Here is a 12,879-nt window from a genome sequence, read left to right on the forward strand (position 1 = left end):
TCCGGCGTGTGTGGGGGGTGAACGGGGTTGTTACTGGAGGAACTTGGCGCCCGCCCAGTCGGCGTGGTCGCTGTTGATGCCGTCGCCGGCGTCGGTGACCTTCAGGACCAGGCTGTTGACGCCGATGACGTTGACGTCGACGGGCTGGGGGGCCGAGGTCGGGGTGTTGACGGACGGGCTCTCGTAGAGCTTGGTGCCGTCGCCCCAGACCTCGAACTTCACCGTGGCGGAGGCGCTGACCTCGTCGTCCACGCCGGTGTCGGCCTGGAAGCGGGTGTAGCCGCGGTTCAGGTTGTAGGTGATGGTGCCGTTGGCGTGGGTGCCGATGCCCTTGGGGTAGGTGGTGCCGTTGAGGCGCAGCGGGTTGCCGTTGACGCTGCGGTCCTTCTGGACCGTGCCGAAGTCGGCCTGGGCCGAGGCCCAGGAGAGGTCGCTGGCCGCGACCGCGGCCGAGGGCTTGACGGTGAGCTTGGCACCGGCCCAGTCGGCGTGGTCGCTGTTGATGCTGTCGCCGCCGTCGAGGGCCTTCAGGACCAGGGTGTTGACGCCGGTGACGTTGACGTTCACGGACTGGGTCTGGTTGTTGGGGCCGAGGGTGTAGGGGCTCTCGTAGAGCTTGACGCCGTCGCCCCAGACCTCGAAGCGGACCGAGCCGGTGGCGGTGATCTCGTCGTCGACGCCGGTGTCGGCCTGGAAGCGGGTGTAGCCGCCGCCCAGGTTGTAGGTGATGGTGCTGTTGGCGTGGGTGCCGATGCCCTTGGGGTAGACGGTGCCCTGGAGCCTGATCGGGGTGCCGTCGATGCTGGTGTCCTTGCGGGGGGTCCCGAAGGAGTTCTGGTAGCTCACCCAGCCGAGGTCGCTGAGGTCGACCGTCTTGGGGGTCGGGATGGTGGTGACCGAGGCGGCGTTGCTGGCGGCGGAGACGTTGCCCGTGGTGTCCACGGCCTTGACCGTGAAGGTGTACGGGGTCGAGCCGGAGAGGCCGTTGGCGGTGAAGGTGGTGCCGGTGGTGGTGCCGACCAGGGTGGAGCCGCGGAAGACCTGGTAGTTCGTCAGGGCGACGTTGTCGGTGCAGGCGCCCCAGCTCAGGTCGACGCTGGAGTCGGTGAGGTTGGCGGTGGTCAGGCCGGACGGGGTGCTCGGCGCGGTGGTGTCGACCACCGTGCTGCCGGCCGCCGCGGTGACGGTGGCACCGGCGTTGACCGGGACGCTGACGTAGGAGACGGTCTGGCCGTAGAGCGACTTGGTCTGCGCCGGGTAGGCGGTGCCGTTCACCGAGATGGTGGAGTAGGAGCCGTAGAACTGGGCCTCCCAGTTCACCGTGGAGCCCGAGTTGTTGGTCAGCACCGAGCCGGTGGTGCCGATGTGCTTGAGCTTGAGGTCGCTGTCGCCGACCTTGATGTGGTCGATCTCCACCCACGGGGTCTCCGAGGTGAGGCGGGAGACGGTGGCGACCTTGTGGTTCGGCGCGTCGGGCTGGACGCCCATCATGCCGTCCACGGTGTTGCTGACGGCGAGGAAGGAGATCTCGGGGTAGGTGTCGCGGTCCTTCATCAGCTTCTTCAGCCAGGACCAGCCCTCGCCGGAGCGGTTGTACTGGTAGAACATCTCCGGCAGGTAGGAGGTCGCCTCGACGTTCAGGTTGTCGTCGTTGGCGGCGATGAAGTCCAGGTAGGCCGAGGTGCGCGGGCCGTAGTCGCCCAGGCCGTTGAGCATCATCAGGAAGCTGGCCTCGTGGCCCCAGCTGCTGTAGCCGGTGCCGTTGGCGTCCTTGCCGCGCATGTAGCGGTTGTTGGCCGAGTCGAACCACTGGCTCTCGAAGTTGTTCCGGACCCGCTGCGCGCGGTTGGCCCAGGTGGTGCTGCCGGCGGTGTCGCCCTTCGCCTTGAGGATCTGCGAGTAGGCGAGCATCGACTGGTACTGGAAGCCGAGCGCGTCGGCGGCCGAGGTCAGGTTCTCGTTGGGGAACTCGAAGAAGGTCGCGGTGTACTCACCGTTCTGCTTCTTCGCCACCGGCTGGTCGTTGGCCGGGTTGGCGTCGTCCCACCGCACCTCGTGGTTGGTGAGGAACTGGTTCATGGTGGAGTCGTAGTACGCCGACAGGGCCGGGTCGTTGATCCAGGCGGCGTTGCCGGTCCACTGGTACTGCTTGAAGGCCTTGGCCATCAGGTTGAACGGCGAGGGCAGCTCGCGGAAGCCGGTCTGGTCGATGTAGTACATCGCGCCGGTGGAGCTGTGGGCCCACAGCGGCCAGCCGTTCTGGCCCGGGTCGTCCGCGTCGGCGGCGAAGGTCTTGAACATGTTGAGGGTCTCGTTGTCGAGACCGACCGCGTGCGCGCCGTCCGACTGGTGCGAGATGTCGCGGTTGTAGTACGACTCGCGCTGGAGGTAGGCGCCCCAGTAACCCGGCTGCGTGGTCTGGTGGTTGGCGTCGTTGAGGCGCCACCACTCGGGCTCGTGGCCCATCAGCGGGTTGCCCTGGTAGAAGGTCATGCCCAGGGCGCGGTCGCGGCCCCAGTTGAACCCGTCGTTGAGGGCGGCGTTGGGGGAGTTGATGGTCAGCGGGCTGGTGGGGGCGCCGACGTACTGCTGGATGGTGATGCGGTCGACGCGCGGGACGTCGGTGGAGCCGACGGCGGTCAGCTCGATGACGTCGCCGGGCTTGAGGGCGACCTTGCTGCTGGTGCGGTTGTCGACGTTGCGGGCGTCGGTGTAGTCGGCGCCGTAGCGCGAGTTGCCGTTCCAGCTGTCCACCTGGGCCGAGTTGACGGTCAGCCGGTAGCTGACGCCGCCCGCGGTCTTGCCGTTGTAACGGGTGATCAGGTCGTACGTGCCGGCCGCGCCGGAGAAGGTGGAGCGGGCGGTGCTGGTCTGGCCGGCCGCGCCGCGGGCGTAGGTGATGCTCTCGACCGGCTTGTTGTACGCGGTGTGGTTGACGGTCTCGGTCGCGAAGTTGGTCAGCGACATGTTCTCGACCTGGAGCACGTACGGACCTGACGCCGCGTCCGCCGAGGCGGTGGCGGCGGGCAGGGCGGGGAGCGCGATGGTGCCGGCGATCAGGGCGATGGCGGCGGAGAGCGCGCGAGGGTGGCGGCGCATGGGTGGGCGGTCCTTTCGGTGGGGGCATGCGTGGGGGGCGTGCGTGGGGGAGCGGCTGAGGGCAGCCGTGAGGGCGGCGCGGCCGCGCCGTGAAGCCGGGTGCTGTGAGGGTGTGGGGGTGTGGGGGTGCTGAGTGGGGGTGGGGCGTTGAAAGCCGTTGAACTGTGTCGCCTATTGAGGACTTCGCCGGAAGCCCTGTCAATAGTTGAATCCCGTTCAATCGCAAGGCTTCCAGCGGCCTGAGGGCCGTCGGGCATGGTTCGAATGCGTCCTGATCGGCCGAGGTGGGGTGGTGTCACCGCAGGTCAGACGGGGTGCCTCGGTGGATCATGGCATCCGCGGGGGGAGGAGTGGGGCGCGCCCGCGCCTCGGGGTGATGGAGGGGTACTTCGGGATCTTGCAGTGGATCAGTGACAGAAAATCAGAAAGCTTTCACTGCAATGTTGCATGTCGTAGCAGGTCTGAGTAGTGTCCGGGTAATGGCAGACGGCGGCCCGAGGGCTCCGGGGAGTCCGTCGGACCGCCGGCCGGCGGTGACCCTGACGGTGGGTCAGATGGCCGTCAGGGTGAGGAGCGAGGTGTAGCTGCCCGGCGGCGTGTCGGTCGGGATGCGCAGCTCGAGCGCAGCCCCCGCCCGGCCGGAACGGTGTCCGGGGCGGACGTCGCGGACGGCGTCCACTCGAGGTTGCGGGCGGCGATGACCGCGCCGCCGGGGCCGGTGAAGCCACCGGCCCGCCCCGAGAGGGTCCACGGCAGCCGGCCGGCCCGGGTGTCGGTGACGGTGACCGGGGTGAGCGCGCCCGAGGTGCGGAACGACGAGCCGTCCGGGGTGAGTTCGGCTCCCGGCAGGACCACGGCGGTGGAGCCGGTCACCGAGATGGCCGGGCCGCCGGGCTGGACGGCGGGTAGGACCGCGGCTCGGCGGAGGCGGGTGACCCGCCGACGGACAGTGGGAGCAGGGCGGCGCTCAGGACGACCGCCCCTCGTGCGAGCCGGCTGCGGCTGAACGCACGGATGCCGGCCACTGGTTGTGGCAAGGGCCGCACGGACTTCTCCCCCGTGGAGTCGTGTGCGGCAAACCCTGGGTGGGGACGCTGAACGCCGGGTGTCCGCCCGTCGAAGGACGGACACCCGGGGCGAGACGGGGGTGGCGCGGAAGGGTCGGGGTGGGAGGTCGGGGTCAGCGGGCCGCGGGGCCGGTCCAGCCGGCCGGGACGTGGCCGAGGCGGACGCGCTGCGGGTGGTCGCCGACCGGGACGGAGACGGTGGGGCGGCCGGTGGCGAAGTCGATCGCGGTGACGCGGTCGCTGCCGCTCTCGGAGACGACGCAGGAGCGGCCGTCGCCGCTGACGGTGGCCCAGTACGGCTTGGCAGCCGGAATCAGCGGGCCCTCCTGGAGGGTGGCGCGGTCGAGCACGGTGACGTAGTCGTCCATCGTCCCCGCCACGCACAGGTGGGCGCCGTCGGGGCTGACCGAGAGGCCGTGGTGGCGCGAGTCGTTGACCCAGCTGGTGCGGTCCTCGTTGGTGGCGGGCGACTTGGGCAGCTCCTTGAACCGGGTGATCCGGTCGGTGGCCACGTCGTACTCCACCAGGCCGTTGTAGAAGGAGAGTTGGAAGAAGAGGGTGGACCCGTCCGGGCTGAACGCGGCCGGGCGGACGGCGTCGGAGAGGTCGCTGCGACCGGCCGCGTCCAGCCGCTCGCGCATGTCGATCACCTTGACCGGTGCGTAGGTGTCGGCGTCCACCACGGTGATCCGCCGGTCGCCCTTGGTCCAGTCGAGCCAGGGGGCGTCGAGCGCGGTGGTGACCTCGCCGATCGACATGTTCCAGAGCCGGTGGCCGCCGTCGGTGAAGAGGTTCTCGTGCGGTTTGTCGCCGGTCCGGAAGGAGCCGAGCTGGGCGCCGGTGCGGATGTCCAGCACGTGCACGGTGTTCGCGGTGGAGGCGGAGACCGCGACCCGGGCGCCGTCGGGGGAGACGGCCATGTGGTCGGAGCGGTAACCGGCGACCGGGAAGCGCCAGTTGAGGCGGCCGGTGGCCAGGTCCAGGGAGACCACGTCGGCGAAGCTCGGGCGGGAGACCACCACGGAGGAGCCGTCCGGGGTGGTGTACATGTCGTCGACGAACTGGTCGTGCCCCTCGCCGGGGCCGAGCCGGATGCCGAGGAAGTAGGCCAGCCGGATCGGGTCGCGATGGATCTCGGCCAGCCGCTGCTCGCGGTCGGGGACCACGTCGATCCGGCCCACCTTCGTGAGGTCTCCGGAGGAGGCCAGCACGTCGGCGGTGCCGTCCCAGTTGTTGCCGACCAGCAGGACCTCGCGCAGCGCGGGGGAGTCCGAAGCGGTGGCCGGAGCGGGAGGGTTGAGCGCGGCGAGGGTGAGCGCCGCGACGGCGAGGGCGAGGGCGGTGCGGGGGATCCGGGGCACGGTCACTCCTGGGGTGGGAGGGGGCGCGGGACGTTACCCGACGGTAGATTCGGCGTGCGCATGGCGGCAAGACCTCGAACACGGTTGTTCGGCAGGCGAATTGGGCCGAACGCCATCTCAAGGCTTGGTCAAGTCCCTATGGTCTGGACCATGTTGATGATTCGTCAGCGGGCCGTCGGTGCTCTCACCGCGCTGGCCTTGGCCGCCGGCCTCGGCGCCGCCACCGCCCCCGTGGCCCGAGCCGCCCCGGCGGCCTCCCCGTTGGTCTGGAAGGACTGCCCGCCGGAGGCCGGCTGGCCGCCGCACGACCCCCGGATGCTCTGCACCACCGTCAAGGTGCCGCTCGACCACCGCCGGCCGCACGGCCGCACCATCGAGATCGCCGTCTCCCGGCTGGCCACCGCCAAGCCCGGCCTGCGGCGCGGCGTGCTGCTGCACAACGGCGGCGGCCCCGGCACCCGCAGCCTCCACCTGCCCAGCGCCTACGCCCAGGTCTACCCGCAGGAGGTGCTGGACCGTTACGACCTGATCGGCTTCGACCCGCGCGGCGTCGGCCACAGCGCCCCGCTCACCTGCGGCCGGACCGAGGCGCAGCTGCCGACCGAGAAGGTGCTCCCCTTCCCGGCGCCGGACGGCTCGATCGCCCCGAACCTCGCCTTCGGCAGGGCGCTCGCCCGGGACTGCCTGGCCAACGGCGGAGACGTGCTGCCGTACGTGACCACCGCCAACACCGCCCGGGACATGGACCGGATCCGGATCGCGCTCGGCGAGCCGAGGATCTCCTACTTCAGCGGCTCGTACGGCAGTTACCTCGGCACGGTGTACGCCCAGCTGTTCCCGGAGCGCACCGACCGCTTCGTGCTGGACAGCCTGGTCGACCCGGCCCGGATCTGGCACGGCATGTGGACGCTCTGGGACAGCGGGGCCGAGCTGCGCTTCGGCGACTTCGCCGCCTGGGCTGCCGAGCGCGACGGCGAGCTGGGGCTGGGCGCCACCCCGGCCGAGGTGCGGGCCGGATTCCTGGCGCTGGCCGCACGGTTGGACCGCACGCCGGGCCACCACCCCGAGGCCGGTGAGGTGAACGGCAACCGCTTCCGGGTGCTGTACCGGGGCCTGTCGATCCACACCGCGCTCTTCCCGGAGATCGCCGCCTGGTGGCGCTACCTGGCCGGGAAGGACGTGCGGGCGCCCGCCTGGCAGCCGAAGGTGGTCGAGGAGGGCATCCCGGCGGACAACGAGGTGGCCGCCATGCTCGCGGTGGTCTGCGGCGACGTGCGGTGGAACCGCGAACCGGCGTACTACCAGCGGAAGGTGACGGACCACCGGGAGCGCTACCCGCTGCTCGCCGGGATGGGCGTCAACGTCTTCCCCTGCCTGTGGTGGAACGACCCGGTGGAGCCGCCGGTGCGGGTCACCGACCGCGGGCCGGCCGACATCCTGCTGCTGCAGAACCTGCGCGATCCCTCCACCCCCTACGCGGGCGCGCTCGGGCTGCGCGAGGCGCTGGGCGGACGGGCCCGGCTGGTGACGGTGGACGCGGGCAACCACGGGACGTACGACCCGGAGGCGCCGTCCTGCGCGATCACCGAGACGCACCGCTTCCTGGTCACCGGACAGCTGCCGGCCCGGGACAGGTTCTGCCGTCCGGATCCGGTGCCGGCCGGGGCCGCGAAGGCGGGCGGCACGGCGGTGGGCGGCACGGCGGCGCTGTTCGCGCGCGCGGCGATCTGAGCGGACGTCAGGCCAGCAGCTCGCGCAGGACGGCGGCGTGGGTGGTCTCCGGCTGGCCCTTGGAGGCGGTCAGCAGCACGACCGGCCCGGCGGAGGCCAGGGCGCGCAGTTCGGTCAGCGCGCCCTGGGCCTCCGGCGTGTCCAGCTCGGCGAGGTAGCGCTCGCGGAACTCGGGGAACCCGCCGCCCGCGTGGTACCAGCGGCGCAGCTCGGTGGAGGGGGTGAGCGCCTTGGGCCAGGAGTCCAGGGCCGCGTCCTCCTTGGTGATGCCGCGCGGCCAGAGCCGGTCCACCAGGACGCGGGCGCCGTCCTCGGGACGGTGCGGGTCGTAGACCCGGGCGAGCTGGACGGGGTGACGGGGCATCGGGCTCGCCTTCACGCTGCGGGACGGGTGCCCGCAGCGTAAGGCGGGCGCCGGCTCAGGCGGTGGCGGCGCGCTCGGCGGCGCTGCGCTCGACGCAGAACTCGTTGCCCTCGATGTCGGCCATGGTGACCCAGCCGGTACCGTCCGGGCGGCGGCGGTCGGCGACGACGGTGGCGCCGATGGTCAGCAGGCGCTCCACCTCCTCGTCGCGGGTGCGGTCGGAGGGCTGGATGTCGAAGTGCAGACGGTTCTTGGTGGTCTTCCGGTCGTCCTGGACGGCGACGAAGAGTATCTCCAGGCCGTTCGGGGCGATCAGCAGGGCCTCCGGGTCGCCGGGGAAGTCGTCGTCGGCGAGCTTGGAGTCCATGACCTTGGCCCAGAAGCTGCCGAGCTCGTAGGTGTCGGCGCAGTCGATGGTGATGTGGTGCACGAGAGAAGCCATGGCGGTCACTATGGCGGCTGGTCAGGTACGCGTCCACTCGATAAGGCGGGTGGTCCGTGCGTACCCGACCAGCTCCGACGGCCCGTCAGTTGCCCTTCTCCGCCTTGAGGGTGGCGAGTTCGGCCTCCAGGGCCGCGATCTTCTGCTGGTAGTGCGTCACGGTGGCCCGGACGTTCTCGATCGGGAAGAGCTGCGGGATGTGCTGCGGGCAGTTCCAGTCGTAGGCCTCGACGGAGATCAGCAGCGCCCGCTCCGGGTGGGCGCGGTAGCCCTCGGGCTGGAGCCGCTCCACCAACTCCCTGTCCTCGGAGGCCTCCACCGCGCGGGCCCGGCCGTAGATCTTGAGCCTGGTGCTGTTGGCGTAGTCCATCAGGAAGAGCGCGACCTTGTCGTCGTGGTCGACGTTCCCCCGGCTGATGTACTGGCGGTTGCCCCGGAAGTCGGCGAAGGCCAGCGTCCGGTTGTCCAGCACCTGGAGGAAGCCGCGCGGGCCGCCCCGGTGCTGGATGTAGGGCCAGCCGGACTCGCCGACGCTGGACAGGTAGAAGCTGTCCCGGGCGCCGATGAACATCCGCTCGTCCGGGCCGAGCAGGACCGGCCCCTCGGAGGGGCCCGCGGTGCGCCGCGCGTAGGCGCGCAGGCTGCCGTTGCGGCGCTGGTGCTCCTGCACCGTGGGGGAGAAGGCGATCTCGGCGTAGCGGTCGGCCATGGCCGGCTCCTCTCGGGGAGTTCGGAACAGCTGGGTGGTCAGAGGTGAGGGTCGAGCTCGGCCATCACGGCCGCGGCCGGCATCGCGCCGAGCAGCTCGTGGACCACCTCGCCGCCCTTGAAGAGCTTCATCGCCGGGATCGCCCGGATGTCGAACTCCTCGGCGAGGCCCGGGTTCTCGTCCACGTTGACCTTGACCACCGTCAGTCGGTCGGCGTGCTCGGCGGCGATCCGGTCGAGCACCGGGCCGACCTGGCGGCAGGGGCCGCACCACTCGGCCCAGAAGTCGACCAGCACCGGCTTGTCACTGCTCAGCACCTGCTCGGCGAAGGTCGCGCCGTTCACGTCGGTGGCCATCGGGCACTCTCCCGTCGGTACGTTCTAACTGCTGTCGGCCTCTTCAACAGTTAGTCCGTCCGATCCATTCCCGGACTGAACGGAGTCCGGGGACGGCTGGGCGCTTACAAGCTTCCTACCTGCCGGGCGGTTAGGGTCGTTGACCATGGGACTCGGTGGGGCGTGGCGTCGCCTCGGGCAGCGGAAGTGGTGGGCCGCCGGGGCGGCGCTCGTGGTGCTCGCGGGCGGCGGGGTGGCGGTGGCCGCCGTCGGCGGCGGTGAAGTGACGGTCCGCCAGGAGGCGCAGCGGCTGGACATGCCGGAGGCGCCGGGCAGCACCGAGCGGGTCTCCATCGACACCTCCTTCTTCACCGCGGGCGGCACCGGCCCGCGCCCCGCGGTACTGCTGGCGCACGGCTTCGGCGGCTCCAAGGACGGCGTCCGCGCGCAGGCCGAGGGCCTGGCCCGGCAGGGCTACGCGGTGCTCACCTGGTCGGCCCGCGGCTTCGGCGAGTCCACCGGACGGATCGGCCTGGACGCGCCGGACCGCGAGATCGCCGACGTCGGACGGCTGGTGGACTGGCTGGCCCAGCGCCCCGAGGTCCGGCTGGACGGCCCCGGTGACCCCCGGGTGGGGATCAGCGGCGCCTCGTACGGCGGCGGGGCCGCGCTGCTCGGCGCCGCGTACGACAAGCGGATCGACGCGGTGGCCAGCCAGGTGACCTGGTGGAACCTGAACGAGGCGCTCTTTCCGCAGGCGATCGGTGGTGGGGATGGGGTTTTCAAGAAGCTGTGGGCCGGGATCTTCTTCACCACCGGCTCGGCCGGCGGGCTGACGGCCGGTCAGGGCGAGCCGAAGCAGGACGGCCCGGTCGGCTGCGGGAAGTTCTCCGACGAGCTGTGCGCGATGTACGACCGGGTGGCCACCAGCGGGCGCAGCGACCCCGAGGCGGTGAAGCTGCTCGACCGCTCCAGCCCGTCCAGCGTGGCCGACCGGCTGCGGGTGCCCACCTTGGTGGTGCAGGGCCAGCAGGACTCGCTCTTCCCGCTCGACCAGGGCGACAGCATCGCCAAGGCGGTGGCCGCCAACGGCGCGCCGGTGGCGGTGGACTGGTTCGCCGGCGGGCACGACGGCGGCACCGAGGGCAGCGAGCGGGTCGAGCAGCGGGTCGCCTCCTGGTTCGACCGGTACCTGAAGCAGGATCAGGGCGCCGACACCGGCCCGGCCTTCCGGGTGACCAGGACCGGCGGGCTGGACTCCACCGGCTTCGAGGCGGTGCTGCGCGGCGCGAGCGCCGACGCCTACCCCGGCCTCGGCGGCACCGCCACCCGCACCGTGGAGCTGACGGGCCGTGAGCAGGCCGTGGCCAACCCGCCCGGCGGCGCCCCGCCGAACATCTCCGCGCTGCCCGGCATCGGCGGCGCCCTGGGCAGTCTCTCGGCGGCGGCCGGCGGCACCGGGGGCCTCAGCCTGGCGATCGACTTCCCCGGCCAGTACGCCTCCTTCGACTCCGCTCCGCTGGACTCCGCGCTGCGGCTGACCGGCGCGCCCACCGTCCCGGTCGCGGTCCGGGCCGACCGGCCGGACGCGGTGCTGTTCGCCAAGCTCTACGACGTCGGCCCGGACGGCAGCCAGGTGCTGCCGCAGCAGCTGGCCGCCCCGCTGCGGGTTGCCGATGCCGCACAGGGCCGCACCGTGACGGTGCAACTCCCGGCGGTGGAGCACGAGTTCGCGGCCGGTCACCGGCTGCGGCTGGTGCTCGCCAGCAGCGACCTGGGCTACGCCACGCCGATCGAGCCGGCCACCTACCGGATCTCGGTGGCCGGGGCGCTCACCCTGCCGACCGTCGACGGGCTGCGCACCGAGGCCGCCCCGCTGCCGAACCGGGTCTGGCTGCTGCCGCTGATCGCCGTGCTGGCGGCGGTGCTGCTGCTGGTCCCGTACCGGCGGCTGCGCCGCTCCGGCGGGCCCGCGTACGACCCCGCGCTGGCCGGGATGCCGCTGGTGATCGAGGGCCTGAGCAAGCGCTACCACGGCGCCGCCGACCGGTACGCGGTGCGCGACCTGGGCTTCCGGGTGGAGCGCGGCCAGGTGCTCGGCCTGCTCGGGCCGAACGGCGCGGGCAAGACCACCACGCTGCGGATGCTGATGGGCCTGATCCGCCCCGACGCGGGCGGGATCCGGCTGTTCGGCCACGCCGTCCGGCCGGGCGCCCCGGTGCTCTCCCGGGTCGGTGCCTTCGTCGAGGGCGCTGGCTTCCTGCCGCACCTCACCGGGCGGGCCAACCTGCGGCTGTACTGGCAGGCCACCGGCCGCCCCGAGCAGGACGCCCACCTGGAGGAGGCGCTGGCCATCGCCGGCCTTGGCGAGGCGCTGGACCGCGCGGTGCGCACCTACTCCCAGGGCATGCGCCAGCGCCTGGCCATCGCGCAGGCCATGCTCGGCCTGCCGGAGCTGCTGATCCTGGACGAGCCCACCAACGGCCTCGACCCGCCGCAGATCCGCGAGATGCGCGAGGTGATGATCCGCTACGCGGCCGCCGGGCGGACCGTGATCGTCTCCAGCCACCTGCTCTCCGAGGTGGAGCAGAGCTGCACCCACCTGGTGGTGATGGACCGGGGCCGGCTGGTCACCGCCGGGCCGGTGGCCGAGATCGTCGGCGCCGGGGAGCTGCTGCTGGTGACCACCCCGATGGCCTCGGCCGCCGCGAAGGTGGCCGAACTGCCGGGCGTGGCCTCGGCGGAGGAGGTCGAGCAGGGCGTGCTGGTCCGGCTGGACGGTATGACGGTGGGTGAACTGGTGGTGGAACTGGTGCGCTTGGGCGTGCCGGTGGAGGGCGTGGGGCCGCACCGACGGCTGGAGGACGCCTTCCTGGCGCTGATCGGAGGAGGGGCGGCATGACGGCCGTGCTGGACCAGGAGCGCGAGCAGGCGGAGGGCTACCGGCCCGGCCGGACACTGCCGCTGCGGGTGGAGGCGGTGCGCCAACTCCGCCGCCGCCGCACGCTGGTGATCGGCGGGGTGCTGGCCGCGCTGCCGTTCATCGTGCTGGCCGCCTTCCGGCTGGGCGGCAACGAGCCCGGCCGGCAGGGGCGGACCAGCTTCATCGAGCTGGCCACCGCCTCCGGCCTCAACTTCTCGGTGACCCTGCTCTTCATGGGCACCGGCTTCCTGCTGGTGATCCCGGTCGCGGTCTTCTGCGGCGACACGGTGGCCTCCGAGGCCGGCTGGTCCTCGCTGCGCTACCTGCTGGCCGCCCCGGTGCCCCGGATGCGGCTGCTGGCAAGGAAGTTGACGGTGGCGCTGGCCTTCTCGGCGGGCGCGGTGCTGCTGCTCCCGCTGGTCGCGCTGCTGGTCGGCACCGCCGCCTACGGCTGGGGTGACCTGCGGCTGCCCACCGGCGCGGTGGTCCCGGCCGCCGAGGCGCTGCCCCGGCTCGGCATCGCCATCGCCTACGTCTTCCTGGCCGAACTGGTCGTCGCCGCCCTGGCGTTCTGGCTCTCCACGGTGACGGACGCCCCGCTCGGCGCGGTCGGCGGGGCGGTCTTCCTCTCCATCATCACCGGCGTGCTGGACGCCGTCACCGCGCTCGGCGACCTGCGGGTCTGGCTGCCCGCGCACTGGCAGTACGCCTGGGCCGACGCGCTCCAGCCGAAGCTGGAGTGGGGCGGCATGCTGCAGGGCGTCTCGCTCTCGCTCTCCTACGCGGTGGTGCTGACCGCCCTGGCCTTCCGCGGCTTCGCCCGCAAGGACGTGGTCTCCTAGCGGGCT

The 12,879-nt window shown here is 72.0% G+C and carries 10 protein-coding genes; 3 read left to right on the forward strand and 7 right to left on the reverse strand.

Annotated features, from left to right (window positions below):
• Window positions 1-30: 30 nt before the first annotated feature.
• The 3 genes from ACZ6ZR_RS11810 to ACZ6ZR_RS11820 all read right to left on the reverse strand — a co-directional run bounded on the left by ACZ6ZR_RS11810 (window position 31) and on the right by ACZ6ZR_RS11820 (window position 5,527).
• The gene (locus ACZ6ZR_RS11810; protein WP_465641905.1) at window positions 31-3,099 is read right to left on the reverse strand and encodes an NPCBM/NEW2 domain-containing protein; all 3,069 of its coding nucleotides are present in this window, start codon (window positions 3,097-3,099) and stop codon (window positions 31-33) included.
• Window positions 3,100-3,660: 561 nt separating this feature from the next.
• Window positions 3,661-3,972 carry a hypothetical protein gene (locus ACZ6ZR_RS11815; RefSeq protein WP_465641907.1) on the reverse strand — a complete coding sequence of 104 codons (312 nt, stop codon included), beginning with the start codon at window positions 3,970-3,972 and terminating at the stop codon, window positions 3,661-3,663.
• A gap of 307 nt (window positions 3,973-4,279) precedes the next feature.
• On the reverse strand, window positions 4,280-5,527 hold the full coding sequence (locus ACZ6ZR_RS11820) for a YncE family protein (protein ID WP_465641909.1): 1,248 nt from the start codon (window positions 5,525-5,527) through the stop codon (window positions 4,280-4,282).
• A gap of 150 nt (window positions 5,528-5,677) precedes the next feature.
• Between ACZ6ZR_RS11820 and ACZ6ZR_RS11825 the strand changes: the two genes are divergently transcribed.
• Window positions 5,678-7,258, forward strand: a complete 1,581-nt coding sequence (locus tag ACZ6ZR_RS11825) for an alpha/beta hydrolase (RefSeq protein WP_465641911.1) — start codon at window positions 5,678-5,680, stop codon at window positions 7,256-7,258.
• A 7-nt stretch (window positions 7,259-7,265) separates the two neighbouring features.
• Here the strand turns inward: ACZ6ZR_RS11825 and ACZ6ZR_RS11830 are convergent, their stop codons facing one another.
• The 4 genes from ACZ6ZR_RS11830 to trxA form a co-directional block, all read right to left on the reverse strand.
• Window positions 7,266-7,622, reverse strand: a complete 357-nt coding sequence (locus ACZ6ZR_RS11830) for a DUF488 domain-containing protein (protein ID WP_465641913.1) — start codon at window positions 7,620-7,622, stop codon at window positions 7,266-7,268.
• A gap of 55 nt (window positions 7,623-7,677) precedes the next feature.
• Window positions 7,678-8,064: a VOC family protein gene (locus ACZ6ZR_RS11835; protein WP_465641915.1), complete on the reverse strand. Its 387-nt coding sequence runs from the start codon at window positions 8,062-8,064 to the stop codon at window positions 7,678-7,680.
• Between the two features lie 85 nt (window positions 8,065-8,149).
• Window positions 8,150-8,773 (reverse strand): pyridoxamine 5'-phosphate oxidase family protein, encoded by a 624-nt coding sequence (locus ACZ6ZR_RS11840; protein WP_465641917.1) that lies wholly within the window; start codon window positions 8,771-8,773, stop codon window positions 8,150-8,152.
• A 38-nt stretch (window positions 8,774-8,811) separates the two neighbouring features.
• Window positions 8,812-9,129, reverse strand: coding sequence for a thioredoxin (trxA, locus tag ACZ6ZR_RS11845; RefSeq protein ID WP_452173439.1), 318 nt, complete (start codon window positions 9,127-9,129; stop codon window positions 8,812-8,814).
• Between the two features lie 145 nt (window positions 9,130-9,274).
• Between trxA and ACZ6ZR_RS11850 the strand changes: the two genes are divergently transcribed.
• Both ACZ6ZR_RS11850 and ACZ6ZR_RS11855 read left to right on the forward strand, forming a co-directional pair.
• Window positions 9,275-12,010 (forward strand): alpha/beta fold hydrolase, encoded by a 2,736-nt coding sequence (locus ACZ6ZR_RS11850; RefSeq protein WP_465641919.1) that lies wholly within the window; start codon window positions 9,275-9,277, stop codon window positions 12,008-12,010.
• A complete protein-coding gene (locus ACZ6ZR_RS11855; protein ID WP_465641921.1) occupies window positions 12,007-12,873 on the forward strand; it encodes an ABC transporter permease in 867 nt (288 codons plus the stop codon). The genes ACZ6ZR_RS11850 and ACZ6ZR_RS11855 overlap by 4 nt, the downstream gene beginning before the upstream one ends.
• Window positions 12,874-12,879: the final 6 nt, after the last annotated feature.

It is taken from the genome of Kitasatospora sp. NPDC088742, from assembly GCF_055584905.1.

Coding starts and splice junctions, on each gene's coding strand:
- ACZ6ZR_RS11830 (WP_465641913.1), bottom strand. CDS start 7,622: ATGCCCCGTCACCCCGTCCAGCTCGCCCGGGTCTACGACCCGCACCGT.
- ACZ6ZR_RS11825 (WP_465641911.1), top strand. CDS start 5,678: ATGTTGATGATTCGTCAGCGGGCCGTCGGTGCTCTCACCGCGCTGGCC.
- ACZ6ZR_RS11835 (WP_465641915.1), bottom strand. CDS start 8,064: ATGGCTTCTCTCGTGCACCACATCACCATCGACTGCGCCGACACCTAC.
- ACZ6ZR_RS11810 (WP_465641905.1), bottom strand. CDS start 3,099: ATGCGCCGCCACCCTCGCGCGCTCTCCGCCGCCATCGCCCTGATCGCC.
- ACZ6ZR_RS11855 (WP_465641921.1), top strand. CDS start 12,007: ATGACGGCCGTGCTGGACCAGGAGCGCGAGCAGGCGGAGGGCTACCGG.
- ACZ6ZR_RS11850 (WP_465641919.1), top strand. CDS start 9,275: ATGGGACTCGGTGGGGCGTGGCGTCGCCTCGGGCAGCGGAAGTGGTGG.
- ACZ6ZR_RS11840 (WP_465641917.1), bottom strand. CDS start 8,773: ATGGCCGACCGCTACGCCGAGATCGCCTTCTCCCCCACGGTGCAGGAG.
- trxA (WP_452173439.1), bottom strand. CDS start 9,129: ATGGCCACCGACGTGAACGGCGCGACCTTCGCCGAGCAGGTGCTGAGC.